General features: G+C 74.3%; 21 protein-coding genes. 11 read left to right on the top strand and 10 right to left on the bottom strand.

Going from position 1 to position 26777, the window contains the following annotated elements; translation table 11 throughout:
* Positions 1-249: 249 nt before the first annotated feature.
* Positions 250-2226, bottom strand: a complete 1977-nt coding sequence (locus HGB44_RS22220) for a hypothetical protein (RefSeq protein WP_061081642.1) — start codon at positions 2224-2226, stop codon at positions 250-252.
* A gap of 180 nt (positions 2227-2406) precedes the next feature.
* On the opposite strand from HGB44_RS22220, the gene HGB44_RS22215 reads away from it, so the two are divergent.
* Both HGB44_RS22215 and HGB44_RS22210 read left to right on the top strand, forming a co-directional pair.
* Positions 2407-3234, top strand: coding sequence for a hypothetical protein (locus HGB44_RS22215; RefSeq protein ID WP_061081643.1), 828 nt, complete (start codon positions 2407-2409; stop codon positions 3232-3234).
* 149 nt (positions 3235-3383) lie between these two features.
* A complete protein-coding gene (locus HGB44_RS22210; RefSeq protein ID WP_082768463.1) occupies positions 3384-3869 on the top strand; it encodes a GNAT family N-acetyltransferase in 486 nt (161 codons plus the stop codon).
* 60 nt (positions 3870-3929) lie between these two features.
* Here the strand turns inward: HGB44_RS22210 and HGB44_RS22205 are convergent, their stop codons facing one another.
* The 4 genes from HGB44_RS22205 to HGB44_RS22190 form a co-directional block, all read right to left on the bottom strand.
* A complete protein-coding gene (locus tag HGB44_RS22205; protein WP_210752013.1) occupies positions 3930-5498 on the bottom strand; it encodes a hypothetical protein in 1569 nt (522 codons plus the stop codon).
* Between the two features lie 210 nt (positions 5499-5708).
* Positions 5709-6863, bottom strand: a complete 1155-nt coding sequence (locus tag HGB44_RS22200; protein ID WP_061081646.1) for an AAA family ATPase — start codon at positions 6861-6863, stop codon at positions 5709-5711.
* A complete protein-coding gene (locus HGB44_RS22195; RefSeq protein WP_061081662.1) occupies positions 6847-7632 on the bottom strand; it encodes an RNA ligase family protein in 786 nt (261 codons plus the stop codon). Before HGB44_RS22195 ends, HGB44_RS22200 begins: the two co-directional genes overlap by 17 nt.
* Before the next feature lie 200 nt (positions 7633-7832).
* Entirely contained in the window at positions 7833-9155 is a 1323-nt protein-coding gene (locus tag HGB44_RS22190; protein ID WP_061081647.1) for a DUF2786 domain-containing protein, read from the bottom strand.
* 307 nt (positions 9156-9462) lie between these two features.
* Between HGB44_RS22190 and HGB44_RS22185 the strand changes: the two genes are divergently transcribed.
* Positions 9463-10971, top strand: coding sequence for a cytochrome P450 family protein (locus tag HGB44_RS22185; RefSeq protein ID WP_061081648.1), 1509 nt, complete (start codon positions 9463-9465; stop codon positions 10969-10971).
* 37 nt (positions 10972-11008) lie between these two features.
* Here HGB44_RS22185 and HGB44_RS22180 read toward each other — a convergent pair whose 3' ends face one another.
* The 4 genes from HGB44_RS22180 to HGB44_RS22165 form a co-directional block, all read right to left on the bottom strand.
* Positions 11009-12226, bottom strand: a complete 1218-nt coding sequence (locus tag HGB44_RS22180) for an alpha/beta hydrolase family protein (RefSeq protein ID WP_061081649.1) — start codon at positions 12224-12226, stop codon at positions 11009-11011.
* 211 nt (positions 12227-12437) lie between these two features.
* Positions 12438-13079, bottom strand: a complete 642-nt coding sequence (locus HGB44_RS22175) for a LutC/YkgG family protein (RefSeq protein ID WP_061081650.1) — start codon at positions 13077-13079, stop codon at positions 12438-12440.
* Positions 13076-14503: a lactate utilization protein B gene (locus tag HGB44_RS22170; protein ID WP_061081651.1), complete on the bottom strand. Its 1428-nt coding sequence runs from the start codon at positions 14501-14503 to the stop codon at positions 13076-13078. Before HGB44_RS22170 ends, HGB44_RS22175 begins: the two co-directional genes overlap by 4 nt.
* 106 nt (positions 14504-14609) lie before the next feature.
* A complete protein-coding gene (locus HGB44_RS22165) occupies positions 14610-15377 on the bottom strand; it encodes a (Fe-S)-binding protein (protein ID WP_061081652.1) in 768 nt (255 codons plus the stop codon).
* 302 nt (positions 15378-15679) lie between these two features.
* Here HGB44_RS22165 and HGB44_RS22160 point away from each other — a divergent pair, with 302 nt between their 5' ends.
* A complete protein-coding gene (locus tag HGB44_RS22160) occupies positions 15680-16387 on the top strand; it encodes a FadR/GntR family transcriptional regulator (protein ID WP_061081653.1) in 708 nt (235 codons plus the stop codon).
* A 27-nt stretch (positions 16388-16414) separates the two neighbouring features.
* Here the strand turns inward: HGB44_RS22160 and HGB44_RS22155 are convergent, their stop codons facing one another.
* Positions 16415-16744: a hypothetical protein gene (locus HGB44_RS22155; RefSeq protein WP_082768465.1), complete on the bottom strand. Its 330-nt coding sequence runs from the start codon at positions 16742-16744 to the stop codon at positions 16415-16417.
* A gap of 162 nt (positions 16745-16906) precedes the next feature.
* Between HGB44_RS22155 and HGB44_RS22150 the strand changes: the two genes are divergently transcribed.
* The 7 genes from HGB44_RS22150 to HGB44_RS22120 form a co-directional block, all read left to right on the top strand.
* Positions 16907-17752, top strand: a complete 846-nt coding sequence (locus HGB44_RS22150) for an ion transporter (RefSeq protein ID WP_061081654.1) — start codon at positions 16907-16909, stop codon at positions 17750-17752.
* Positions 17753-17936: 184 nt separating this feature from the next.
* Positions 17937-19646, top strand: a complete 1710-nt coding sequence (gene pgi / locus HGB44_RS22145; RefSeq protein ID WP_061081655.1) for a glucose-6-phosphate isomerase — start codon at positions 17937-17939, stop codon at positions 19644-19646.
* Between the two features lie 378 nt (positions 19647-20024).
* Positions 20025-21722, top strand: a complete 1698-nt coding sequence (locus HGB44_RS22140; protein ID WP_061081656.1) for an ABC-F family ATP-binding cassette domain-containing protein — start codon at positions 20025-20027, stop codon at positions 21720-21722.
* 186 nt (positions 21723-21908) lie between these two features.
* The gene (locus HGB44_RS22135; protein ID WP_061081657.1) at positions 21909-22934 is read left to right on the top strand and encodes an ABC transporter permease; all 1026 of its coding nucleotides are present in this window, start codon (positions 21909-21911) and stop codon (positions 22932-22934) included.
* Between the two features lie 70 nt (positions 22935-23004).
* Positions 23005-24816 carry an ABC transporter substrate-binding protein gene (locus HGB44_RS22130; protein ID WP_061081658.1) on the top strand — a complete coding sequence of 604 codons (1812 nt, stop codon included), beginning with the start codon at positions 23005-23007 and terminating at the stop codon, positions 24814-24816.
* Between the two features lie 106 nt (positions 24817-24922).
* Positions 24923-25936, top strand: coding sequence for an ABC transporter permease (locus tag HGB44_RS22125; RefSeq protein WP_061081659.1), 1014 nt, complete (start codon positions 24923-24925; stop codon positions 25934-25936).
* Between the two features lie 72 nt (positions 25937-26008).
* Positions 26009-26777: ABC transporter ATP-binding protein (locus tag HGB44_RS22120; protein ID WP_168444106.1), on the top strand; the 769-nt coding region annotated here is incomplete at its 3' end.

Below are 26777 nucleotides of genomic sequence, written 5' to 3'. Positions count from 1 at the left end.
TGGGCTGGGATCTCCTCGGGCGGCCCGACCGACCGGCATCGTGCCGAACGTGCCTGGAGGTCTCGGCGTCGTCTGACCCGGACGGATGCTCAGCAGCTGTAGACAGCCCTGGACGCGCGCCGAGCACGCCTGCTTCTCCTTCCACATCGTCGTGCTCGTCCGGGGCCGGGTGGTGGAGCGGGGCGGCCACGCCGAACTGCTGGCCGCCGACGGGCCGTACCGGGAGCCGCGGGACCTCCAGGCGAGCGCCTACCGCTTCGCCGAGGAGGGCGAACCGGCGGCCTGGTCTGAGGGAGGGTCGCGCACGGGTCCGGGGCCGGTGCCGCCGTGCCGGTCCAGGGACCGTACGTCCGGGTCGTGGAGGACGCAGAGGGCGTCGGTCGCCGGGCACCAGCGCCGGTAGGGGCAGTCCCGGCAGACCTCGCCCGGTGTCGGCGGGTGGGAGGCGTCGTCGTACCAGGGTGCGGCGAGTTCGTGCACCACCCGCCTGGCCGCGGTCCGAACCCGTGCCGAACCGGGATCCAGCGACCGTACGGACGCGCCCCGGGGGCTGAGGACCTCCAGTTCCACCGCCGAGTCCGGGCCCGCGGGCAGGGCGCCGCAGGCGAAGAGCCCCACCGCCAGGGCCAGCCGGGGCTCCGCGGCGAGCAGGGCCTCCTCGTCTCCGGAGAGCGCGTCTTTGCCCGGGTCGGGCCAGTCCCCTTCCGGCAAGGGCGCGCCCCCGCCTGAAGCGGGCGCAGCACCCCCGCCCGGATCGGGCGTGCCGTCGTCCCGGGGCGGCGGTTCCCCGCCTGGGGAGGGCGGACCCTCCGCGGGAGGGGGTCCGCCCCCTGCCGGGGCTGGCGCGCCGTCGGTCGTGGTGACGGCGCGGTAGACCCAGGACCGGCCCCGGTGGTGGAGCACCTCGGCCCTGGCCAGGACCAGGACGTCGGCCCGTGTGTCGTCGGCGGCCAGCGTGTGGCCCACCCGCACGTGGCTGCCCGAGGCCAGCCCGCGCAGCGGGCAGACCCCGACGTGCGCGGCGATCATGTCGGCTCCCCGACGGGCCTGCTCACCCTCCAGCCGCCGTCCCCCGGCGGACCAGGCCGAGCGGTCCCCGGGCAGGTCCCCGGCCGTACAGGGCCGTCGGGGCAGGCGCCGGTGCAGCCGCTCCAGCCAGGCGCGCACGGCGCGGTCGCGCCGCAGCGGCGCCGGTTCGGCACCGGGATCCGCGGGCAGTCCCAGGGCGTGGAAGTGCGACCGGGCGGGACAGTCCCGGTGGCGCAGCCCCAGGGAGACCGACCAGGACCGCCGGGGCCACGGTCCGCCGTGCGGGCCGAGCAGCCCCGGCGCGCGTGGCAGCCGGCCGCAGCCGCAGCGCCCCGCACAGGCCAGGCAGTCCCCGCCGGGGGAGCGGGCCCCGCCCACCAGGGCCGAGCGCAGCCCCTCGCGTCCCGCCGAGGCGAAGGCCTCCCCGGCCTCGGCGGCCGAACCGTCGTAGAGGACGGCGGTGGAGGAGTCCAGGCAGGAGGCCTCCACCACGCGTACCCGGTCCGGCGGCCGGACCTCGGCGGCGCCGCGGTGCCCGCGCATCGGATAGGGGGCGCCGCCCCGGTACCGCCCGGGCCGCGCCGCACAGGCGTCGCGGTCCACCGGCGTCCCGGTGGCGAGCACGTACGCGGCCACCGCCACCTCCGCCCGGGAGCGGGCCCCCTCCCCGGCCGCGCCCGTGACGGGGATGCGCAGCTCCCGCACCCGGTCCGATCCCCGCACGTAGGAGTACCTTCGGCCCCGGGCGCACACCTCGTAGGGTCGGGAGTTGGGGGATCCGGGCACGGGCAGGTACTGGCGGACCCAGAAGTCGAACACCGGCGCGCGGCGGAGGCCGCCGCGCCCGCCGTCCCCGGCCAGGGACTCCAGATAGCACCGCGCGGCGTGCCGGACCCAGGCCAGCAGCCCCGCGTGCGGCGGTGTGAGCCGCCGACCGGGAGGGACGCGGCCCGGCCCTCCCGGAGCGGCCAGGTGCGCGCAGGCCTCCTCCAACGCCATGCCCGCGTGCTCGACCAGGTCCAGGACGGCGTCCAGAACCGCCCCGGGTGTGTCGCGCGGCGGCGGATCCGCACCGAGGGACAGGTCGGCGCTGATCCGGCGGTGCGCCGGACATCCTCCCGCGGCCAGCGTCGCGGAGCCGCTGAAGACGCGGACGGTCGGTATCGGAACGGGCCCTCCGGTGGTGTGGTCGGGCATGAGCGCCTCCCCTCACCAGAAGGGTGGCACGATCGCGGCCGCGCCGCCGGAGGCCTGTGGACAACTCCGTTCGGGAGGCGGGAGGCGGGAGGCGCCGCGCCGGGGTGTCCGACGGGAGTGGTACACATTCTCGAACCGAACGAGGTTCGCACATCCCCCGCAGAGAACAGGGAATCCCCCGTGTCACCCCGTACCCACACCGCCTCCTGGGCGGCACTCCTCCTCGCGCTCGCCCTCAGCGGATGCGCCCCGCTCCAGGAGGGCCTGCACCGGCTCGCCGACGACGCCGCCCTGAATCCGATCCAGGGCTACGACCGGGTCGACCCGGACGCCCCCTTCGCGGGCAGCCCAGCCGAGGACTACGGAGAGGGTTTCGACACCCCCGAGGCCGAGCCGGTCGGATCCTTCAGCGAGGAGCAGGTGGCGCACGCCTACGCCACCACCCGGGACTTCCTGGAAGCCGTCTACCTCGACGAGGACGCCGTCTTCGACGAGGACAACAGCGAGTTCAACGCCCTGCTCTCGGGGCGGGCGCTGGAGTGGTACCTGGACGACCTCGGCCACGAGGACCCCGAGCGCGACACACGCCGCCTCCCCTTCAACCTCACGCCCGGAACGGCCGAACCCGTCGGCGACGCGGTGAGGGTGGACGGCTGGATGCGGGCCGAGGAGGCCCGTGACGGGTGGGGCGCGTACTACCTGGCGGTGCGCACCGAGTACACGGTCGTGCACCCCGTCGCGCGGCCCGGGGACGCGGTGTCGGTGCGCCTGGTCACCTCCCACCGCGGGGAGGTCGGCTTCCACGACACGGGTGACGGCGCACTGGAGGCGTGGCCGCGGTGGTGGCGCTTCGTGGCCCCGGCGCACTGCCTGGAGCAGCACACCTTCACCCCGGCCTTCCCCGACGAGTTCACCGGGGGCGAGCGGCCCGGGGGCGCGCCCCTGGACCCCTACGACCTGGAGGAGACCGGCGGCGCGCGGGAGTGCGGAGCCGTCCAGGACACCTGAGGCCTCCGACACGCCGACGCCCCCGCTCCGCTCCCTTCCGGAGCGGGGGATAAACCTCCGTAAAGAGTCACTCACGGTGACGTTTTCGACGCTCCGGGTGGTGCGGCGATCAGCGGTGGGGAGCCCTCCCATCATGTTGAATGACGTCCATGATCGTGCGTCGAGTACTTCCCGATGAGATGAACGCCGTCAGTGAGCTGCGCGTGACGGCCTACACGGCCGATGGCCTCCTGGACGTGAACCCGGCCTACGTCGAGACGCTCCGGCTCCTGGGGACGGACGGCCGCGGCGAGATCCTGGTCGCCGCCGACGAGGACCGGCTCCTGGGGACGGCCATGTTCGAGCCCTGGTCGCCGGAGAGCGAGATCGCCCGCAACGCCGACGAGGCCGAGATCCGTGCCTTCGCCGTCGCTCCCGAGGCGCGGGGGCGCGGGGTGGGGCGCGACCTGGTCAACGCGCTCGTCGACCGAGCCCGCGAGGAGGGGGTGTCCCGGCTGCTGCTGTCCACGCTGCCCGAGATGGTCGCGGCCCAGTACGTCTACCGCGCCCGAGGTTTCGAGCGGGTGCCCGAGCGGGACTGGGTTCCGGTGCCCGGCGTCGAGATGCTCGCCTACCAGCTGGTCGTCAAGGCCTGAGTCCGCGCACGCCCGTCCTCCCGCCCCGGGCCGGGGCGGGAGAGGGGAGGGGAGCACCGCTCAGGGGATGACCGGGACGGGGCGCACCCGCCGCGCGGCCTCGGCCAGGGGCGCGCCCAGCGCACCCTCCGCCAGCAGGTCCAGCACGGTGTCCGAGGCCGGGTGGCCCGTCAGCCACACGGCACGGACGAACCCCTCCGCGCACCCGGCGTACCTGTCACGATCCCGGAGGGGGAGGGGCCCGCCGCCCTCCAGCAGGATCGCGTAGTCGTCCAGCACCGCCCAGACCTCCTGGTGCGACGTGGGCGTCCCGGCGGCCCCGCCGCGCAGCCGCCGGGCCCACCCGCCCAGGACGGGGTGGTGCACGTACAGCCCCAGAACCGGGCCCAGGTCCTCGTCCAGCCCGGCGAGCACCCGGGCCACCCGCTCCCGCAGGCGCCAGGAACCGGGGGCGTCACAGGCCTCCAACAGGCCGCACACCGCGCTCTCGGTGTCGCGTGCGGCCACCCACCGCTCCAGCAGGCCCTCGGCGTCCACCGGGCGGCCCCGTTCCGCCAGGGCGAGCACCCGCTCGGCGTCCATCCCGGACACGGGCGGGGCCACCGCGACGTCGGCCCCCGACTGGCGCAGCTGGCGCACCATGAAGTGGTCGCCGAGACCGGTGACGCGGAACCGGCCCCCGCCGGCCCCGCGGACCGCGCCGAGGCCGTTCAGGGCCTCCAGCGCCTGGCGCACGTGTTCCACGGGGTCCTCCCCGGGGAGGGCGATCCCGGGCCCGTACACGGCCGCCAGCTGCGCGGGCGTGCGCGCGTCCCCGTGCACGAACAGGTCGGTGAGCAGCAGGAACGCCGTGACCCCGCGCAGGTCGGTCATGGTCAGCAGGGCGTCGGCCCAGGCGTCGGCGGCCGTCCCCGGCACACCGTCCCACCAGTTCCGAGCCGCCCGGCCCGGCAGTACCCGGGTGTAGGTGGTGCGCAGCAGCCCCGCGTCCCTGGCCACGGCGAACAGCGCGGGTACCCTCCCGGACGCGATCCCCATGTCGGCGGCCGCCCCGGCGGTGTCGTCCGGGGTGAGGGCGTCGCCCCCCTCGGCGCGCAGGGACCTGCCCCCGCCCACCCACGCTGTCAGCCGCGCGGCCTCGGACAGGGGTCGGCACCGGCGCGCCGCCGCGTCCAGGACGGACGGATCCGCCGGGACGACCGTCGGCAGAGCCTCGGGCCCGCCGTCCGCGCCGACGCCGAGCCGGTCCAGGAGCGGCAGGACGGCCCCCTCGGACCGGTCCTCGGGCGGCGGCGGACCGCCGGGGGCGAGGTCGACCGTGGCGATGGCGGCGCGCAGGCGGCGCGGGCTCTCCGCGGACAGCAGCCGACCCTGGTCGACCAGGAAGTCGCACCAGGTCAGCCAGGTGTCCCTGAGGTTGTCGGGCACACGGTCCCAGTCGCGGACGGTACGGGCGATGTCGTGGACGTCGGCGGTGGACCAGTCCCCGGGGTCGGGTGCGCCCGCGTCCAGGTGGGCGGTCAGCAGGAACAGCAGGCTGTCGGTGTCCAGGACGGGACGTGGTTCGACCGTCCCCGCCCAGTCCAGGCACGCATGCACGGCGGAGTAGACGCGCTCAGTCATTGCCATACCACCCAAAGTGCCGCGAGTCGCTGAAACGGCATCAGGCTAGCCGCGGCGTACGGACCCGCGAGGGAAAACGCCGAAATCGCTCCCGTCCCAGGCGGAGACCGCCCGAAGCGGGGGAGGAGACCGCCTCCGCGTGCCGAAGCACGGGCCCGCGGTCTCTCGGACCCGTGGGGCCCCGACATCCGGTCCGGCGGAGGCGGGGCCGGGCGCTCAGGCGCTGGTCCACCGGACGAGCCGGTGCGCCTCGGTCGGGTCCGGGCACTCCCAGCGCCGCACCAGGCGCTCCACGGCGGCGGCCGGGACCGGCGCCCGCCTGCGGTCCAGACGGTCCCGCAGCACCCGGGGCGGGGCCTCGACGGAGACGATCTCCACACGCGCCCGGTAGGCGGCCGCCAGATCCACGCACTGGTCGCGCAGCGACCGCGAGACGTTGGTGGCGTTCCACACGAACGACCTCCCCGCGCGCAGGTGCTCGCGTGCGCGCGCGTACGCGGCCGCCGCCACCGGGCGCTGGTCGGCGGTCGGGCGCACGCCCAGTTCGGCGCGCAGCGCGTCCAGGCTCACCACCGGCACGCCCGGCCGCTCGCGCGCGATCCAGGTGTCCTTGCCCGAACCCGGCAGCCCCGACATGACGGTCACCGTCATCCGGGTGTCGTCGTGGGCGGCGTAGTCCGGGTCGCGGTCGGGCTTGCGGAAGAACCAGAACCGGGCGTGGTCGGAGGGGAACTCCCTCGGCCGGTCCAGGCACCGCTGCTCCCGGCAGTACTCGCCGTACAGCCCGACGTTCTCCAGGACCTCCGCGGTGTCGCCGCAGCGGCGGCCCAGGATGTCGGCGGTGGCCAGGAGCACCAGGTCGTCGTTGCGCGCCACCAGGCTCACCCGGAACGCGATGCGGCGCAGGTCCGGGCGCTCCAGCGCCCAGAACGGCACCTGGTGGTGGCGGACCAGGGCCGCCACGTGCTCGCGCCACCGCACCGCCTCCAGCGGCGGGGCGGCGGCCCCGGGCCCGGCCGCGGCCTCCCACAGCAGCCGCCGCGCCAGGAGGTCCCCGCGCCGCGAGTGGCCGTGCGCGGTGACCCGGCCGTCCTCCTCCCGGCGGGTGCACAGCGGTTTGGCCACGTCGTGCAGCAGTACGGCGGCGAACAGCCGTGCCCGGTCCTCGGCGGGTCGGGCCCGCCACGCGGGCAGCCCGGCCAGTGCCTCGCACGCCATCCGGGTGTGCGTCTCCACGTCCCCCTCGGCGTGGTGCACCGGGTCCTGCTCCACCCCGGCCAGGTCGCGCACCCACGGGAGGGCCTCCCGCACCCGTGCCCAGTCCAGCTCCCAGCGCGGCGGAGCCGGGCACAGCTCAGCGAACACCCGCATAGAGCACCTCCGGATCGGCCAGCCCGTTCGCGATCAGCGGCCGGTCCAGCCAGTGCGTGCCCGAGTCCAGGACGGCGGAGGTGAACCCCGGGCGCACCCACTTGTACCGGTCCACCGTGCGGCCGTCCTCCTCGACCTTGACGTAGAGCCCCTCCATGAGGTCGGAGCCGTCGCTCTCGGCCAGGGCGCGGCCGGGGTCGGCGCCCGCGGCCCCCGCCGCCTCGGCCAGGGCCCCGCGCCAGCCGGGGGTGCGGCAGGTGGAGGGGCCCACCAGGCGGGTCAGGTCCGCCAGCCGCTCCAGAGGTCCGGTGTGGAGCACGGGCACCGACACCACGGGGGCGCCCTCCAGCAGCTCCCGGCGGCGAGGCGTGGACAGGAACGCGTCCTCGCGGGTGTCCAGGACGTCGAACTCGCAGAACAGGTGCGGCAGCGCGTCGTAGAACACGGTGTGCTTGGCGTACAGCCACTCCCCGTACAGCACGTACCGCTCGCCCAGGCGCGGCCGCAGCAGCGGCGCCACGGTCGCGGCCCAGGCCTTGAACGGGGCGAAGTGCCGCTCGCGGGGCCCGCCGGTGAGGTAGTGGCCCCGGCTCTGGAGGCGCAGCTCACCGCCGGGGCCGAAGCTGATCCCGGCGTTGGCGCCGTCCAGCTTCTCCTCCACCACCAGGTGCCGCCCGGCCAGCGCGGAGAAGGGCACGGCCGTCAGGTCGTGGTCGCCCGTCTGGAGGCGGGAGCCCCGGATGTGCCGGGTCCGCGGGTACTTGCGCATGGCCACGGTTGTACCGGTTCGCCCGCTCGCGCGGCCACCGGTTTTCGCCGTCCCGGCCGTCGGGCCGCACCATGCGCCCTGCCGCGCTGACCGTCCGGTCGCGTCAGCCGCCCGAAAGGGTCAGCCCTCCGTCCGCGTCGGCCGCCCCGCCGCCGGGTCCGCCCCGCCGGGACCGGCCTTCCGGCGGTGTCCCGTTGGGCTCAGCGGTCCGTGACGCGGCGGTGCGCGCCCAGCGACGCGGCGTCGGCCGCCGCCAGGCCCTCGTACCAGCCGTCCTCACTGGCGGGTCCGCGCACCCGCGAGTAGGTCAGCTCGCCGAAGGCCTCGGCCACGGCCGCCTCCACCTCGCGCTCGCGCGCGGCGAACACCGGAACCAGGTCCGTCCCCGTCTCGGCCGCGGCGGCCTCCTCGGCGGCGCGCGCCGACTCCACCAGCCGCTCGCCCACCCGCACCGCGAACGCGGACATGAACGAGGCGCGGAAGGCCCTGCCCGCCGCCCTGCCGGACCGGTCGCGCACCGAACCGCTGGTCCGCATCGCCGTCTCGGCCTGCACCAGCAGCGACGTGAACATCAGGTCCACCGCCTCCACGTCCCCGGGGAAGCCCATCACCGTGCACAGTCCCAGCTCCCGGTCCCACACGGCCCGGCAGTGGTTGGCCTCGGCGACCTCGTGCAGCAGCACCGCCTTGTGCTCGTCGTAGGGGGCGTCCACCGGCAGCCGCCGCCCCGAGGCCGCCTCCGACGCCTGCCCGGGCTCCTCGGACAGCAGGGCGCGGTCGATGCTGTGCCGGGCCATCAGCTCCTGCGCGCGGGCGCTCAGCGCCTCCGCCTCGCTGGGGAACTCCGTGGACTCGGCCTTGGCCAGCAGCGCGCGCACGCGGGCGAGCTTGCCCTGGTCCACCGCCTCCGCGGTCCGCGCGGCCCCCTCCGGCCGCGGACGGAACGTCCCCGGCGGCGGGCACAGCCGGTGCACCGGCGGCAGCACGCGCAGCGCGGCCAGCAGCCGCAGCGCCGTCTCCACCGCCTCGAAGCGCAGCAGTCCGTGCTCGGCGCCCACGTGTGCCAGGTAGGCCCCGGCCCCGCCCCAGGACGGGGAAGCCCCCAGTTCGCGCACCTGCGCGGTCCAGCGCGGGTCCACCGCGGCGGGGGAGTGGCGGGCCAGGTCGGCCGCCACCGCGTCGGCGCACACCGCCGCCGCCACCGGGTCCAGTGCGCGTCCCGCCTGGCGGACCGTCTCGGCGGGCTGCCACCCGCGCGCCCACGCCGAGGCCACCCCCGCCAGCAGGGCGTCGCGGACGGCGCGGTCCGCCGCCCCGGCCCACGCCGGGTCCTCGGAGTCGGCCAGCCGAGCGGCGGCCAGGTCGACGCCGCCGCCCTCCCGGCCGAGCACCAGCGCGTCGACCGCCTCCGAGACCACCCGTTCGGGGGAGTCCCCGGGCGCGGGACCGGCCCAGGGCTCGGCGCCCCGCCCGGCCGCCTGGCGACCGCCGCCGCGCTGTCGGCCGCGACCCTTCTTCCCCACGTGGTCCTCCGTTCGGTGGTGCTGCGAGACCAGCAGGCCATCCTACCGACCGGCGGGTCCGCGGCGGGCGGGAGTGAGCCCCGGAGGGGCGGTGGCGGGGGACACCCCCGGCCGGAGGGAGGAAGGAGCACGAACGTCACCGGTGCGGCGACACCGGCTCCTCTGGGCGCCGTGACGGATGATTCCGTCCTGGCCCTCCGCGGCACCGGGTGCCCCGTTCGGAAAGGCGGAGCTTTCCTGACCGAAGCACGGCGGAAACACGGGGCGCGTACCGTCGCCTCGCACCCGCAGCCACTGAGGAGTCTCCATGCGCCAGGGAACCGGGGCCGACGGCCGCGACGAACCCCCGTCGAGCGGGGCCGGCGGCGCCCGCTGCCCGGTCTCCCTCCCCCCGCACGAGAGCACGGGCGCCGACACGCCCTGGGAGGCGCTGCGCGACCGCCACGGCGGCCTGGTCCCGGTCGAGGTGGGCCCGGGCGTGCCCGGGTGGCTCCTGCTCGGCTACCGGGAGAACCTCCAGGCGCTGCGCGACCAGACCCTCTTCTCCGCCGACCCGCGCCCGTGGGGCGCCGAGGGCGCCGGGCCCGCCCGCAGCGCGGCCCTGGCCCGCGACGGCGAGGAGCACCGGCGGCTGCGCGCGGCCGTCGTCGACACCCTGGCCAGGGTGGACACACCCCGGCTGGTCCCGGTCGTCGAACGCGCCGCCGTGCACCTGCTCGGCCGGGTCGCGGCCGACGGCGCCGCCGACCTCATCGGCGGGTTCGCCGCCCCGCTGCCCGCCCTGGTCCTCAACGAGCTCTTCGGCCTGCCCGACGCCTACGGCGGCCTGCTGGCCGACCTGGCCCCGCGGCTGTGGAGCGGTGATCCCGGCCGGGCCGGCCCCGCCGCCACCGCGGTCCGCTCCTACTTCGCGGGCCTGGTCGCGCGCAAGCGCGCCGACCCGGGGCAGGACATGGCCAGCTGGCTGCTCGCCCACCCCTCCGGGCTCACCGACGACGAGGCGGTCGGGGCGCTCACGCTGCTGTGGGAGTCCGGGCACGAACCCACCACCCACCTCGTCGGCAACGCCCTGCTCCGGCTGCTGGAGGACCCGGGCGTGTGGACCGCCTATCTGGGCGGCACCCTCACCCCCGAGGACTTCGTGGACTACGTGATGTGGACCGACTCCCCGATCCGGATGCTCGCCGGGCGCTACCCGGTCGCCGACCTGCGCTTCTCCGGGGTCCGTGTCCGCAGGGGCGAGCCGCTGCTGCTGGGGCTGGCCTCCGCGCACACCGACCCGTCGGTGTCCCGCGGCGACGACGCGATGGCCCTGGCGGGCGACCGATCCCACCTGGCGTGGGGCGCGGGGGCGCACCGCTGCCCCGCCACCGGCCTCACCCGCGAGCTGGCGCGCACCGCCATCGACACCGCCGTGGACCGGCTGCGCGGGATGGTCCTGGCGGTCGGGCCCGAGGAGCTGCGCTGGCGCGCGTCCCCGGCCGTGCACGGCCTGGAGGAGCTGCCGGTGCGGTTCGCCGCCACCGGGGAGCGCGTCGGGCCCGAGGAGCCGGTGCGCGAGCGCGCCCCGGTCCCGGTGCTCCGGCGCCTGCGCGGGAGGCGCGGTCCCGCCCCGCGCGGAGCGCGCTACCAGGCGCCCCTGGCGGGGGAGGACGGCGAGCGGGCACGGGAGGAGCGGTCCGTGACCGCTCCCGCCCCGCGGCCACGCCGGGTTCCGCGCGGCGCGGGGGCCCGCTACCAGGCGCCGTTCGCACGGGAGCGCGCCGAGCCCGACGCCCTGGAGCGGTTGCTGGCAGCCTGGCGGCCGCGGGACTGACCGGCGGCGGTGGCACCGGAGGCAGGGCCCGCGGCGGCTACCCCTCGTCGGGGTCGACCACGACCAGTTCGGGGTGGAAGGCCTCGGGGTCCTCCAGCAGGGGCTGTTCCCCGCCGCGCAGGTGGTGGTCGAAGAACGCCAGGCTGTAGGTGCGCACCAGTTCCAGGCCGCGCTCGACCCCGATGTCGCCGAACACCGCTTCCCACTGCGCGGGGGTGAGGGCACCGGTCAGGCCGAGCTGCTCCATCAGCACGCCCCGGTCGATGCTGTTGGAGTGCCCCGAACCGTCGAGCCGGATCCACTGCCGCCAACCCTCCAGGCGCGGCCACATCTGCTCGACGCCGTCCCAGGTGTTGCCCTGGTCGTTCTCGATCAGCGCAAGCGGCTTGTCCAGCCCCTCCTCCACCACGGGCGGGTAGTAGGGGCCGTCCAGGTTGATCCCGGCGTCCACCCGATCCTCGGTCCGGAGCGTCTCGGCGGTGGCCGTGCCGCCCCAGGAGTGCCCGGCCATCCCGATCCGGGAGGCGTCGATGACCCGCGACCACCGCCACGCGGGATCGGGGCCGGTGAGCCGGTCCAGGAGGAAGGAGACGTCCTCGGCCCTGTTGGTCGCGCCCAGGGCCCACTGGCCGCTCTCGCACCCGGTGCACTCGGTGACCAGCCCGTCGGGGAACTCCACGGGCGCGGCCTCGTGGGCGTGGTCCACCCCGGCCACCACGAAGCCGTGGCTGGCCAGCTCCTCGGCCAGCGAGGACAGCTCGATCCGGTTGTGCCCCGCGCCGGGGGAGAGAACCACCAGCGGGAACCCGTCGCTGGTGCGCGCGGGCGGCACGTCCAGGCGGGAGGAGGTGCGCACCCCGCTGTGCAGGAGGTCGGCGGGCAGCTCCAGGTCCAACTCCGCGACCATGGCCGCGGACTCGGCCTCGGTCATGTACGGCGCGGGTCGGCCCGTGTCCACCCGCGCCGGGTACCACAGGGTGGCCATCAGCTGGCGGGGGCCGCCCACCCACACGTCCTCGCGCTCCCCGTCCACCAGGTGCAGGGTCGTCCTGCCCACCGGGTGCTCCCCGGTGGGACCGGGCAGGGCGGCCCGGAGGGTGTCGGCGGAGGCGTCGGAGGGGCCGGTGTCGGCCGCGGCCGTTCCGGTGGCGGCCAGGGAGACCGGCAGCGCCAGCGCGGCGGCCGCGGCGAGGGCGGTACCGGCCCGGAGCGCGCGAAGGGAGGGGGCGGAGGATGGGTGCGGTGAAGGGGGCATGGTGTCCCGTCGTTCGGTGCCGTCGTGGTCACCATCCACGCTAGGAAGGGCGGCCCGTGCGGCGCCATCGGGGCGTCCACCCCCCTTCCCCGGGGGTGTCCCGGAGGAAGGGGGTGGGGACAGCCCTACCCCGAAGGCCTCCACCAGCGGGTTCGGGGGCCGCTTCCGCCGGACCACGCCTCCGTCCACGGGGCGGCCACCGTCAACGGGTTCAGAGCGCCGGGTCCACCAGCAGCACCTCCAGGGTGCGCGGGCCGTGCACCCCCTCCACCCGGTTCAGTTCGATGTCGCTGGTCGCCGAAGGACCGCTGATCCAGGTGAGCGGGCGCGACGGGTCCAGGAGCCGGACCGCCTGAGGCACCCCGTCCACCACCTGGTCGGCGCGCACCACGCACAGGTGGTAGTCCGGCACCAGCGTGACGGCCCTGCGCCCCTGGCCCGGTCCGCCGTCCAGGACGATCGTGCCGGTCTCGGCGACGGCCACCGAGCAGCCGGTGACCACGCCGTCCACACCGGTGAGGTCGGCGACCGCCAGCGGCTCCTCACGGGAGTCGGGCAGCCGCTCGGCGGAGGCGTGCGCGAACCACTCCGGCGGGGCGTCCGCGGGGACGACCACCCGCCGCGCCCCGCGGCGCTCCAGCGCGGCGGCCACCTCGGCGGCCACGCGGTCGGCGCCGATCCGGCGCACCAGCGCGCGGTAGTCCAGCAGCCGGTCCTCCAGCACCTCCAGCGCGGGTCCCACACCGTGGCTGTCGGCGTAGCCGCGCCCGACCTCCCGCACAGGCGACTCGTCGGCGGGCACGTCGGCCAGTGCCCTCCTGACCCTGGCCAGGATCCGCTCGCGGCTGCTCATCGGCCCTCCCCTCCGCGCCTGTCCCACCACTGGCGGAAGGACTCTGCCGGGACGTCGGGCACGTCCCGGGTGTCGGTCCAGGCCCCCGCCAGGCCCGGCAGGTGGCGCGGGACCGCACGGCGCCCCAACCCCGCCGCGCGCTGGACCGCGCCCAGCGTCCGCGGGGAGGACAGCACGGCCTCGGCGCCCGCCATGAGGGCCCTCTCCCCCGCGTGCCCGGGGCGCTCCGCGACCTCCTCGCGCAGGTGCACCAGCACCTCGGGGATGTCGATGGCCACCGGGCACACCTCGTAGCAGGCCCCGCACAGCGACGACGCGTAGGGCAGCGCCTCGTCCACCGGCGAGGACATCCCGCGCAGCTGCGGTGTGAGGATCGCGCCGATCGGGCCCGGGTAGACCGAACCGTAGGAGTGCCCGCCGGTGCGCTCGTAGACCGGGCAGGTGTTCAGGCACGCCGAGCAGCGGATACAGCGCAGCGCCTGGCGGCCCACGGTGTCGGCCAGCACGTCGGTGCGGCCGTTGTCCAGCAGCACCAGGTGGAACTCCTGGGGGCCGTCGCCCGGCGTCACCCCGGTCCAGGTGGAGGTGTAGGGGTTCATCCGCTCGCCGGTGGAGGAGCGCGGCAGCAGCTGGAGGAACACCTCCAGGTCCGACCAGGTCGGCACGATCTTCTCGATGCCGACCACGGAGATCAGCGTCTGGGGCAGGGTCAGGCACATGCGCCCGTTGCCCTCCGACTCCAGCACCACGAGCGTGCCGCTGTCGGCCACCGCGAAGTTGGCCCCCGAGATCGCCGTGCGGGTGCGCAGGAAGCGTTCGCGCAGGTGCACGCGGGCCGCCTCGGCCAGCGCCCGGGGGTCGTCGGTCAGGCCCCGGGGCGCGGGCACGCCCCACTCGGCCATCTGCTCCAGGAAGATCTCGCGGATCTGGGCGCGGCCCAGGTGGATGGCGGGCACCAGGATGTGCGAGGGCAGGTCCTCGCCCAGCTGCACGATCAGTTCGGCCAGGTCGGTCTCGTAGGCGGTGATCCCGGCGGCGGCGAGGGCGTCGTTGAGCTCGATCTCCTGGGTGGCCATCGACTTGACCTTGACCACGTCGGTCTCGCCGGTGTCCCGGACCAGCCGGGTGACGATCTCGTTGGCCTCGGCCGCGTCCGAGGCCCAGTGCACCCGTCCGCCCGCCCGCTGGACGGACTCCTCCAGCTGTTCCAGGTAGTGGTCCAGGTGGCGCAGGGTGTGCTCCTTGACCGCCGCGCCCTCCGCGCGAAGGCGCTGCCAGTCCTCGTGCAGCTCGTCGACGACGGCGGCGCGCTTGTCGCGGATGGTGTGCGTGGCCCTGCGCAGGTTGTGCCGCAGCCGGGCGTCGTTGACCGCGCCCGCGGCGGCCTCGGGAAAGGGCGGGATGCCCAGGAACGTCGCGCTCATCAGTATGCGCCCTCCTTGTCTCTTTGGGCCTCCGCTTCGCTTCGGCCCGTGTTCGGGCGCCCGGGGAACGGGGACCTTCGGTGCCTTCGGCGGGTTCGCTCGTTCCTCACGAATCCGCCTTCGGCTCCTCCAGAACCCCGTGGGCGCCCTCCTTCTCGGTACTGGCCAGGATCTCGGCCAGGTGCGCCACCCTCATCCCCGACCGCTGCCGGGACAGGGTGCCGCCGATGTGCATCAGGCAGGAGTTGTCGACCGCGCACAGCACCTCGGCGCCGGTCTCCACGGCGTGGCGGGCCTTGTCCGCGCCCATGGCCGAGGACACGTCGCCGTTCTTGACCGCGAACGTGCCGCCGAAACCGCAGCACTCGGTGGCTCCGGGCAGCTCCACCAGCTCCAGGCCGCGCACGGCGCGCAGCAGCCGGTAGGGGCGGTCGCCCAGGCCGAGCATGCGCAGCCCGTGGCAGGTGGGGTGGTAGGCCACCTTGTGCGGGTAGTAGGCGCCCACGTCCGTCACGCCGAGCACGTCCACCAGGAACTCGGTGAGGTCGTACACGCGCGGGGCGAGGTCGGCCACCTTGCGTGACAGGCGGCTTCCGCCGGCGCCCAGACGCGGGTAGTTGTCGCGGACCATGGCCGCGCAGGAGGCGGAGGGGACCACGACGGCGTCGGCGCCCTCGAAGGTGCGCACGAAGCGCACGGCCAGACGGCTCGCCGAGCGCCGGTAGCCGGTGTTGTAGTGCATCTGCCCGCAGCAGGTCTGGCCCTCGGGGAAGACCACCTCGTGCCCCAGCCGCTCCAGGAGGCGCACGACCGCCCGCCCGGTGTCGGGGAAGAGTGTGTCGTTGACGCAGGTGATGAACAGCGCGATCCGCATGTGCCTCCTTCGTGCCCGGCCGACCGGCGCGCGTGCGGGCCCGCCGGGGCGGCTTACGCGGTGCGCTGCCGTGGCGGGACTGCTCGCCACGAGCCTGGGGTGGTCGGACCACTTTCGCACGGCAGGAAGTATCTGGGCAAGAAGGGGGGCAAAAAGGGTGATGTGGGGAGAGGCGGTGGTGAATTGGTATGATCTCTTGGTGGAATGGTGGTGGCGTGAGTCACGCGAGCGCCTCGCCCCCGATCCGTCGGGCCGGCGGACGAGCCGGACAATCGGACCACCGCACAGACTGGAGGAACCCCGTGAGCGACCCCGACCTCGGGCGCACCACCGTCACCCGGCGCGCCGCCGACCGGATCAAGGCGATGATCGCCGACGGGCAGGTCGGCCCGGGGGAGCGCCTGCCCACCGAGCGCGACCTGTCCGCGCAGCTCGGGGTGTCCCGCAGCTCCATGCGCGAGGCCATCCGCTCCCTGACCACGCTCGGCGTCCTGGAGTCCCGCCACGGCGCGGGCGTCTACGTCACCGCGCTGCGCCCCGCCGACCTGCTGGAGACCTTCTCCGTCCTGGCCGAGGTCTCCCAGGGGCGCACCCTCCTGGAGGTCCTCCAGGTGCGGCGCATGCTCGAACCCGCCGCCACCGCCCTGGCCGCCGCGCGCGCCAGCGCCGAGGACCTCGACCGCATCGGCACCCTGCTGGAGCGGATCGAGGGCGGGGACGACACCTTCTGCGCCGACACCGTCACCGCCGACCTGGGCTTCCACCAGGCCATCGTGGCCAGCACCGGCAACGCCACCCTGGCCGCGGTCAACGACGGCCTGTCCTCGCGCACCTTCCACGCCCGCGTGTGGGCGGGGCACCGGGAGGCCGGGCTCACCGCCAAGCTGCGCGAGGACCACCTGCGCATCCACGAGGCCCTCGTGGCGCGCGACCCCGACGCCGCCCGGGCCGCCGCGACCGTGCACGTCCTGCGCGTGGAGCGCTGGCTCAGCGCGGACCTGGCCGACTGAGCGTCACGGTGTCACCGCCTCGCCGGGTCACCGGCCGCGGTCGCGGACCCTGTCGGCGAACTCCTCGGCCCGCAGCAGCCGCGCCAGCTCCTCGCGCCGGGTGGTCGGCGGGCGCTCCCCGCCGGTCTCGGGCGCCTGCTCGGTGAGCTCCTGGCCCAGTTCCGCGTCGATGCCCAGGACGTCGTGGTCCTCGATCTCCTCGATCCGGTGGCCCTCCGGGAAGTACCGCAGGAAGTAGGCCACCGCGGAGTCCTGGTCCGCGGCCCCCACGTCCATGTCCGCGTCCACGTCGTCGTCGTATCCGGGATCCCAGGACCCCGTGGCGAACTCGTCGAAGCCCTCGGTTGACTCTGTCACCGGCGTCCCCCTCACGCTCGGTCCCTCACTCCGATCATGCCCGCTCCGGCCGGAGGACGCCAGGGGCTGATGCGAGGGGAGAGGCGGGTGCGAAACCGGGCGGGGTGACGCACGGTAGGCTTCTGCCGCGCTGTCCGATATGTGAACGGAGCCCCCTCTGTCGTGCGCGAGCGCGTTCGAGCCATCGTCGACGCCCCCTGGTTCCAGGCCTGCGTCATCACCCTCATCCTCGTCAACGCCGTCATCCTCGGCGCGGAGACCTCACCCCGGGTGACGGACTCCTACGGCGGCGTCCTCCGCGCCGTCGACCTGACCATCCTCGCCCTGTTCGTCCTGGAACTGGGGATGCGGGTGTACGCCCACCGGCGTGCGTTCTTCCGCGACCCCTGGAGCTGGTTCGACATGGTGATCGTCGGGATCGCGCTGCTTCCGGCCTCCGGCCCCTTCTCGGTGCTGCGGGTCCTGCGCGTGCTGCGGGTCCTGCGCCTGCTGTCGGTGATACCGACCCTGCGCCACGTCGTCACGGGCCTGTTCCGGGCTCTGCCCGGCATGATGTCCATCCTGTTCCTGGTGGTGCTGCTGCTGTACGTGTCGGGGGTCATGGCCACCGAGCTCTTCGCCGACGTCTCGCCGCAGTACTTCGGCGACCTGCCCTTGTCGCTGTTCACCCTGTTCCAGATCGCCACCGCGGACGGCTGGGGCACCATCGCCAAGGACGTGATGGAGCACAAGCCGATGGCGTGGGTGTTCTTCGTGGTCTTCGTGCTGGTGTCCACACTGGTGGCGCTCAACCTGTTCATCGCCGTGGCAGTGGAGGCCCTGGAGAAGGACGACGAGCAGAGCGGCGGCGGTGGCGGAGGCGGCTTCGCGGGTCGGACGGGCGGCGACCCCGGCGACGGCGGTCCCGACGGGGGACAGGCCGTGATCCTGGCCGAGCTGCGGGCACTGCGCGCGGAGGTGGCCGTGCTGCGGCGGGAGCGTGAGCAGGAGGGCAGCGGCCTGCGCTGAGCGGCGTGCCGGAACCGGTGCCGCGCCGCGCGCGAAAGTCCGCGCCCGGGCCTGTGGACAACCGCCGCGGGCCCGGTTTTCGTGGCAGGCTTGTGGCTGGAAGCACAGCCGCACACCGCGGGCGGCGCGCGGACCGAGCACCCGCGCCGTGCCGCCGGAGCACCGACCGACGAGGAGCCGCCGGATGTCTGCCAGTACACCTCTCCCGCGCGCTGAGGACACCGGAGAACGCGCCCGCCCGGGCGTTCCCCTGGACCAGCGGGACGAGTGGACCGCGCTGCGCGAGCACCACGGGCGGTGGGGCTCCACCGACCTTCGCGAGCTGTTCGCCGACGACCCCGGCCGGGCCGAACGGTACACGCTCGACGTCGGCGACCTGCACGTCGACTACTCCAGGAACCTCGTCACCGACGAGACCCTGCGCCTGCTCGCCGACCTGGCCGGGGCCACCCGGGTCGCCGACCTGCGCGACGCCATGCTGGGCGGCGAGCACGTCAACCTCACCGAGGACCGGGCCGTCCTGCACACCGCCCTGCGCGCGCCGCGCGGGCAGGTGGTCAGCGCCGACGGCCGCGACGTCGTCCCCGAGGTCCAGGAGGTCCTGGACCGGATGGCGGAGTTCGCCGACCGGGTCCGCGCCCGGGAGTGGCTCGGCCACACCGGCCGGCCGGTGCGCCGGATCGTCAACATCGGCATCGGCGGCTCCGACCTGGGACCCGCCATGGCCTACGAGGCGCTGCGCCCCTACACCGACCGCGGGCTGGAGTTCCGGTTCGTCTCCAACGTGGACGGCACCGACCTGCACGAGGCGCTCGTGGACGCCGATCCGGCCACGACGCTGTTCGTGGTCGCCTCCAAGACCTTCACCACGATCGAGACCATCACCAACGCCACCGAGGCCCGCACCTGGCTGCTGGACGGACTGGGCCTCAGGAGTGACAGCGACGACGGAGCCATCGCCAGGCACTTCGCCGCCGTCTCCACCAACGGCGAGGAGGTGGCGAAGTTCGGCATCGACACCCGCAACATGTTCGGGTTCTGGGACTGGGTGGGCGGCCGCTACTCCTACGACTCCGCCATCGGCCTGTCCCTGATGGTGGCGGTGGGCCCCGAGCGGTTCCGGGAGATGCTCGCCGGGTTCCACCTGATGGACACCCACTTCGCGACCGCCCCCGTCGAGCGCAACCTGCCCTTCCTGCTGGGCCTGCTCGGTGTCTGGTACGGCAACTTCCACGACGCCCAGACCCACGCGGTGCTGCCCTACAGCCACCACATGTCCAAGTTCCCCGCCTACCTCCAGCAGCTCGACATGGAGTCCAACGGCAAGTCGGTGCAGCGCGACGGGCGCCCCGTCCACTGGCAGACCGGGCCGGTGGTGTGGGGCACGCCGGGCACCAACGGCCAGCACGCCTACTTCCAGCTGCTGCACCAGGGCACCCGGTTCGTGCCCGCCGACCTCGTCGGCTTCGCCAACCCGGCCCCCGACCTGCCCGAGCACCTGGTGCCCCAGCACGACCTGCTCATGGCCAACCTGTTCGCCCAGGGGCAGGCACTGGCCTTCGGCCGCAGCGCGGAGGAGGTCGCCGCCGAGGGCGTGTCCGCCGACCTGGTCCCGCACCGGACCTTCGAGGGCAACCGGCCCACGACGACCATCCTCGCCGACCGGCTCAGCCCCTCGGTACTCGGGCAGCTGGTCGCCCTCTACGAGCACAAGGTGTTCGTCCAGGGCGCGGTGTGGAACATCAACTCCTTCGACCAGTGGGGCGTGCAGCTGGGCAAGGTGCTGGCCAAGCGGGTCGAGCCCGCCCTCACCGAGGGCGCCGAGGTGCCCGGCCTGGACGCCTCCACCACCTCCCTGGTGCGGCGCTACCGCTCCATGCGCGGCAGGGACTGACCACGGCCGCGGCGGTGTGACCGGCGGACCGCGCCGGTCACACCGCCCCCGGGTCCGCCCCTCCGTCCCCGAGGCCCTCGGAGCCGGGCCGGGCCGGTCCGCGCGCACGTGGCCGGACACCCGCGTAATTCCGTTGCCCCCGCCGCCCCGGCGGGTTAGCCTGGGCACAACATGCGTATGTGACATCGAGACCGACAACCGCCGAGCGCGCGGGGCTCGCCCACCGTGGCTGGAGCCGGATCCCCGCTCGGCGCGTAGCGCCACTGTCCCCGGTGCGGTCTCGATGTCGACGACCTCTGCGTCGTCCCCGGACCGCGCCGCGCAGGCGAGCCGGTCCCACGCATCGAGGCCCACCCCGAAACGAAGGGTGGTCCACCCATGACCCTTGGCAACACGACCGGCGCCGCCTCCGCGTCCGCACCGCACACGGCCTCGACCGGTCCGCCCCTGCTGCGCGCCCGCGACCTCGCCAGGTCCTACGGCGCCCACGTGGTGTTCGACGGCGTGGACGTCGACGTCGCCCCCGGCCAGCGGCTCGGCCTGGTGGGGGAGAACGGCTCGGGCAAGTCCACCCTCCTGCGGCTGCTGGCCGGGGAGGAGGAACCCGACGCCGGGCGGGTGGAGCGCCCCGCGGACACCGGGTTCCTGTACCAGGAGCTGCCCCACTCCCCGGACACGACCCTGGCACGGGTGGTCGCCGAGGCCCTCGAGCCGGCCCGGCGGGTGGAGCGGAGGCTGACCGCGAGCGCGGCCGCGCTGGACGGCTCCCCAGAGGACGGGGAGACCCTGCGGGAGTACTCCGAGGCACTGGCCGAGGCCGAACTGCTGGAGGTGTGGGACGCCGAACGCCGGGCCGAACTGGTGGTGGCGGGACTGGGCCTGGACGGCATCGGACCGGACCGGCCGGTGGGGCGGATGTCGGGCGGCCAGCGCGGGCGCCTGGGGCTGGCGGCCCTGCTCATCCGCCGCCCGCGCGCCCTGCTGCTGGACGAGCCCACCAACCACCTCGACGACCAGGCGCTGGAGTTCCTGGAAGGGTACCTGCGCGGCCTGCCGGGACTGGTGGTGCTGGCCAGCCACGACCGGGTCTTCCTGGACGCGGTGTGCACCGGCCTGCTCGACCTGGACCCGGCCGTGGACGGTCCCGCCTACTACGGCGGCGCCTACTCCTTCTACCTGAGGGAGAAGCAGCTGGAGCGCGAACGCTGGGAGCAGCGCTACCGCGACGAGCAGGACACCCTCAAGGGCCTGCGTGAGGCGGTGCGCACCACCTCCCGGCAGGTCTCGCACAACCGCGCCCCGAGGGACAACGACAAGATGGGCTACGACTTCCTGGGCGGGCGCGTGGACAAGCAGGTCTCGCGCCGGGTGCGCAACGCCCGGGGCAGGCTGGAGGAGCTGGAGCGCGACCAGGTGCGCAAACCGCCCAGGCCGCTGGAGTTCAGCGCCTCGCTGACCCGCGACCCGGGCACGGCCGACGGCCAGGCGATCACCCTGCGCGACCTGGTCGTGCCGGGCCGGTTGCGCCTGGACCGCCTGGACGTGCCCTCGGACGGGCGCCTGCTGGTCACCGGGCCCAACGGCGCGGGCAAGTCCACGCTGCTGTACGCCCTGGGGCGCCGGCTGCGCCCCGCGTCGGGCCAGGTGCTGTGGCGGCGCGGGGCCGCGGTCGCCCTGCTGGAACAGGACGTGGTCTTCCCCGACCCCGAGCGGACCCCGCGTTCGCTCTACGAGGGCCTCAACGGCGTCCTACCCGGGGCACCCCGCCTGATCGACCTGGGCCTGGTCGCCCCGCGCGACCTGGACCGGCCGGTGGGCAGGCTCAGCGTGGGCCAGCGGCGGCGCCTGGCGCTGGCGATGCTGGTGGGGCACGCACCGGACGTGCTGCTGCTGGACGAGCCCACCAACCACCTGTCCCTGGCGCTGGCCGAGGAACTGGAGAAGGCACTGGGCACCGCGCCCGGCGCGGTGGTGGTGGCCTCGCACGACCGCTGGCTGCGCCGCAACTGGGCCTGGTCGGAGCTGCGGCTGGCCGACGGAGCCGTGGCCGGGCAGGGCACGGCAGGACCCGGGTAGCCCTTCCGGCCGTTCCCGGGCCGCCCGCCTCGCGCGCGGCCCGGGAACTGCGGACCGCTCCGGCCACGGCCGCGCCCGACGCCGTTCGGTGACACCGGCGCGGACGCTGGAAACCCCCGTGCGGCTCGTGCAAACTCTTCGTATCTGAATAGACACGAAGAGTCATGTCAACTGGCAGGGGTGCACATGTCCGTGCCGATGGACGCGCCCGAGTCCTCCCAGCACGCCGACCCCGAGGCGGCGGCCTCCGGGGGACGCGGGGCGGCGAACAGGTCCCTGCGCCAGATCGCCTGGCAGCGCTTCCGCAGGGACCGCCTCGGCATGGCCGGGGGAGTCGTCGTCCTCCTGCTCATCCTGGTCGCGGTCTTCGCGCCCCTGCTCACCTCCTGGTTCGGCTACCCGCCCAACCAGTTCAACCAGGAGTTGATCGATCCGCTCACCGGCGGTGTCCTGCGCGATCCGGCCGACCCCTCCCTGGGGCTCGACCCCTGGGGCGGGATCGGCCTCGACCACCTGCTGGGTGTGGAACCCGTCAACGGGCGCGACCTGTTCAGCCGCATCGTCCACGGCGCCCGCACCTCCCTGCTGGTCGCCACGGTCGCCACCCTGGTGTGCGTGGTCATCGGCACCGTCCTCGGCATGGTCGCCGGGTACTTCGGCGGCTGGGTCGACACGGTCATCAGCCGGGCCATGGACATCTTCCTGGCCTTCCCGCTGCTGCTCTTCGCCATCGCCCTGGTCGGCGTCGTCCCCGACGGCTCCTTCGGCCTGAGCGGGAACGGCCTGCGCATCGGGGTGCTGGTCTTCATCATCGGGTTCTTCAACTGGCCCTACATCGGCCGCATCGTGCGCGGGCAGACCCTGACCCTCAGGGAGCGCGAGTTCGTGGAGGCCTCACGCAGCCTCGGCGCGGGCAGCGCCCACATCGTCTTCCGCGAGATCCTGCCCAACCTCGTCACGCCGATCCTGGTCTACTCCACGCTGCTCATCCCCACCAACATCCTCTTCGAGGCGGCCCTGAGCTTCCTGGGCGTGGGCATCAACCCGCCCATGGCCACCTGGGGCGGCATGTTGGACAACGCCCTGCGCTTCTACACCGTCGCGCCGCACTTCGTGCTGATCCCGGGGCTGGCCATCTTCGTCACCGTCCTGGCCTTCAACCTCTTCGGCGACGGGCTGCGCGACGCCTTCGACCCCCGCTCATCCGACTGACGGGCCGGGCCCGTCGCGTGTCCCGGGCCGGGCCCCGGCCCCCGGCAGCCAATCCGACCAGGAGGCAAGGTTGACCACCGACCACCACACAGACGCGGCGCCCTCCCAGCGCCGCGGGCGCCGCCGGACGACCGCGTCCCTGGCCGCGGGCACGGCCGCGGCCGTGCTGCTGGCAGCGTGCGGAGGCGCCGGAGGCGGCGGGGGCGGAGGCGGCCCGGTCGACGCCGAGTTCAACCAGGGCGAGACCGAGGTGGTCAACCCCTCCGACCAGACCGGCGGCACCCTGCGCTACGCCATCTCCTCGGACTTCGACTCGCCCGACCCGGGTAACACCTACTACGCGTTCAGCTGGAACTTCAGCCGCTACTACGCGCGCACCCTGCTCACCTACGTCGGAGCGCCAGGCGAGGAGGGCACCGAGCTCCAGCCCGACCTGGCCGCGGCGATGCCCGAGCCCAACGAGGACCTCACCGAGTGGACGGTGCCCATCAAGCAGGGGCTGCGCTACGAGGACGGCTCCGAGATCACCGCGCCCGACATCGAGTACGCCATCGCGCGCGGCAACTTCGGAGCCCAGGCCCTGCCCAACGGCCCCAAGTACTTCCAGGACCTGCTGGCCGACAGCGAGGACTACGAGGGCCCCTACGCCAACGAGGACGACCCGCTGGCCGGGTTCGGCGGGATCGAGACCCCCGACGACCACACCCTGGTCTTCCACCTCAAGGACCCCTTCGCCGAGTTCCCGTACCTGCTCATCCAGCCGCAGACCGCGCCGGTCCCGCCCGAGGACGACCGCGGTGAGCAGTACCAGAGCCGCGTCGTCTCCTCCGGCCCCTACAAGTTCGACGGCGAGTACCGTCCCGGCGTCTCCCTGAACCTGGTGCGCAACGACCAGTGGGACCCCGCCACCGACCCGACCCGCGAGGCGCTGCCGGACCGGATCGAGGTGCAGCTGGGGGTGGACCAGAACGAGATCGACCAGCGCCTGACCACCGGGGAGCTGGACGTCGACCTGGCCGGGGCCGGGGTGGGGCCCGCCATGCGGGGCACCCTGATCACCGACGAGGCACGCAGGAACAGCGTCGACAACCCGCAGAGCAACACCCTGCGCTACGTCAACATCAGCACCGTCCTGGAACCGCTGGACGACCTGGCCTGCCGCCAGGCGGTCATGTACGCCGCCGACCGCGACGCCCTCCAGCGGGCCTGGGGTGGCGACACCGGCGGCGACGTCGCCACCCAGATCATGCCCGCGTCGCTGCCGGGCGCCGATCCCGGCATCGACCTGTACCCCTCCCAGGGCAACCAGGGCGACCTGGACACGGCCCGGCAGAAACTGGAGGAGTGCGGCCAGCCCGACGGGTTCTCCACCTCCATCGGCGTCCGGGCCGACCGGCCCTCCGACGTGAGCACCGCCGAGGCGCTCCAGCAGGCCCTGGCCCGGGTGGGCATCGAGACGCGGATCAAGCAGTACCCCTCGGACACCTACACCAACACCCAGGCCGGGTCGCCGTCCTTCGTGGAGGACAACGACCTGGGCCTGACCGTGTACGGGTGGGCCCCGGACTGGGCGAGCGGCTACGGGTTCATGAGCAAGATCCTGGACGGCGACGCCGTCCAGGAGGCGGGCAACGCCAACATCTCGGAGCTGGACGACGACCAGATCAACGCCTGGTTCGACGAGGTCGTCACCGTGGAGGACCCCGAGGAGCGCGCCTCGGTCTACACCCAGATCGACCGGCGGGCGATGGAGCAGGCGGCGATCCTGCCCGCGGTGTTCGAGCGCACGGTGCTGTACCGCCCGCCGAACCTGACCAACGTGTACTACCACTCGGGCTACTCCATGTACGACTACATGGCCTTGGGAACGACGCGGGAGTGAGAAACGGCAGGTAGGAACCGGTCCACCGTGGAGCGGTGGGCGTTCGCGCCCTCTGGGGGCGAGAACGGGCGCCCACCGCTCCGCCCGACGACAGAGAGCACGCGCGTTGCTGACCTACATCCTGCGCCGCCTGGGCGCCGGACTCCTGCTCCTGGCCGTGGTCACCATGGTCACCTTCGCCATCTTCTACGTGGTGCCCCGGTGGGCGGGGCGCACCGTCGAGCAGTTGGCGACGATGTACGTGGGCCGCGCCCCCACACCCGAGGCCATCCAGGCCACCATCGACCGACTGGGCCTGGACCGGCCGGTCGTCGTGCAGTTCGGGGAGTTCGTCCGCGGCCTCTTCCTGGGCGCGGAGTACCGGTTCGGCGGCGACACGATCGAGTGCGCGGCGCCGTGTCTGGGCTACTCCTTCCAGACCTACCAGGAGGTCTTCCCCGAGATCGTGTCCCGGCTGCCGGTGACGGCCTCACTGGCCTTCGGCGCCGGGGTGATCTGGCTGGTGGGCGGCATCCTGGTCGGCGTGGTCTCCGCGGTGTGGAAGGGCAGCCTGTTCGACCGGCTGGCGATGGCGGTCGCCCTGACGGGGGTGTCGCTGCCGATCTTCTTCACCGGGCTGCTGTCCCTGGCCTTCCTCGTGCACGCCTGGGGGCTGTTCGGCGCGCCGGGCTACGTCCCCCTGACCGAGGACCCGTCCAGGTGGGCGCAGGGACTGCTGCTGCCGTGGCTGACGCTGGCCTTCCTCCACGCGGCCATGTACGCCCGCCAGACGCGCGCGGGCATGTTGGAGACGCTGGGCGAGGACTACATCCGCACCGCCCGCGCCAAGGGGCTGAGCGAACGCAGGGTGGTGCTCAAGCACGCGCTGCGCCCGACGCTGACGCCGATCGTGACCATCTTCGGCCTGGACCTGGGCCTGGTGCTGGGCGGCGCGGTCCTGACCGAGCAGGTCTTCTCGCTGAACGGGATCGGCCGGTACGCGGTCACCGCGATCATGCAGAGCGACCTGCCGGTGATCCTGGGCGTGACGCTGTTCGGCGCGTTCTTCATCGTGCTCTGCAATCTGGTGGTGGACCTGCTGTACCCGCTGATCGATCCGCGCGTGCGCGTCCACGGATAGCCGATCGGGGCGCACGCGCGCAAGGAGCACGGCCCGGGCCGCCGGGCCCGGGGACGAAGAGGGAGGGGTCGTGTGAGCGAGTCCGCGGTGTCGGGGCCGGTCGTGCGGGTGGAGGACCTGCGGGTGGTGTTCCCGACCATGGACGGTGACGTCCGGGCGGTGGACGGTCTGTCCTTCGCCGTGCCCGTCGGGGGAGCCCTGGGCATCGTGGGCGAGTCGGGCTCGGGCAAGAGCGTGACCTCGCTGGCGCTCATGGGCCTGCACCGGGGGAGCCGGGCGCGGATCAGCGGAGAGGTCGAGGTGGCGGGCACCGACGTCGTCGGCGTCTCGGACAAGAGGCTGCGGCGGATGCGCGGCAACGACATCGCCATGGTCTTCCAGGACCCCATGCAGTCGCTGCATCCGCAGTTCACCGTCGGCAACCAGCTGATGGAGGCGCTGCGCGTGCACCGGTCCGGGGTGTCGCGCTCCCGGGCCCGCGAACGCGCGGTGGAGTCGTTGGAGCGGGTGGGCATCCCCGAGCCCGGCAAGCGGGTCAACTCTTACCCTCACGAGTTCTCCGGCGGTATGCGCCAGCGCGTGCTGATCGCGATGGGGCTGATGTGCGAGCCCAAGGTGCTGCTGGCCGACGAGCCGACGACGGCGCTGGACGTGACGGTGCAGGCGCAGATCCTGGACCTGCTGGACGAGCTGCGCCGTGACCTGGGCATGGCGCTGATCCTGGTCTCGCACGACCTGGCGGTGGTGGCGGGTTCGGTGGACGAGGTCGTGGTCATGCGCCACGGCGTCGCGGTCGAGCGCGGCGACGTGCGCGAGGTGCTGTCCTCACCCCGGCACCCCT

Origin of the sequence: Nocardiopsis alborubida, from assembly GCF_012396365.1 — a bacterium.
GTDB classification, from domain to species: domain Bacteria; phylum Actinomycetota; class Actinomycetes; order Streptosporangiales; family Streptosporangiaceae; genus Nocardiopsis; species Nocardiopsis alborubida.
The sequence above is the reverse complement of the archived record's forward strand: the minus strand, read 5'-3'. Positions and strand labels throughout refer to the sequence as shown.

Coding starts and splice junctions, on each gene's coding strand:
- HGB44_RS22220 (WP_061081642.1), bottom strand. CDS start 2,226: ATGCCCGACCACACCACCGGAGGGCCCGTTCCGATACCGACCGTCCGC.
- HGB44_RS22210 (WP_082768463.1), top strand. CDS start 3,384: ATGATCGTGCGTCGAGTACTTCCCGATGAGATGAACGCCGTCAGTGAG.
- HGB44_RS22205 (WP_210752013.1), bottom strand. CDS start 5,498: ATGGCAATGACTGAGCGCGTCTACTCCGCCGTGCATGCGTGCCTGGAC.
- HGB44_RS22200 (WP_061081646.1), bottom strand. CDS start 6,863: ATGCGGGTGTTCGCTGAGCTGTGCCCGGCTCCGCCGCGCTGGGAGCTG.
- HGB44_RS22195 (WP_061081662.1), bottom strand. CDS start 7,632: ATGCGCAAGTACCCGCGGACCCGGCACATCCGGGGCTCCCGCCTCCAG.
- HGB44_RS22185 (WP_061081648.1), top strand. CDS start 9,463: ATGCGCCAGGGAACCGGGGCCGACGGCCGCGACGAACCCCCGTCGAGC.
- HGB44_RS22180 (WP_061081649.1), bottom strand. CDS start 12,226: ATGCCCCCTTCACCGCACCCATCCTCCGCCCCCTCCCTTCGCGCGCTC.
- HGB44_RS22175 (WP_061081650.1), bottom strand. CDS start 13,079: ATGAGCAGCCGCGAGCGGATCCTGGCCAGGGTCAGGAGGGCACTGGCC.
- HGB44_RS22170 (WP_061081651.1), bottom strand. CDS start 14,503: ATGAGCGCGACGTTCCTGGGCATCCCGCCCTTTCCCGAGGCCGCCGCG.
- HGB44_RS22165 (WP_061081652.1), bottom strand. CDS start 15,377: ATGCGGATCGCGCTGTTCATCACCTGCGTCAACGACACACTCTTCCCC.
- pgi (WP_061081655.1), top strand. CDS start 17,937: ATGTCTGCCAGTACACCTCTCCCGCGCGCTGAGGACACCGGAGAACGC.
- HGB44_RS22140 (WP_061081656.1), top strand. CDS start 20,025: ATGACCCTTGGCAACACGACCGGCGCCGCCTCCGCGTCCGCACCGCAC.
- HGB44_RS22135 (WP_061081657.1), top strand. CDS start 21,909: ATGTCCGTGCCGATGGACGCGCCCGAGTCCTCCCAGCACGCCGACCCC.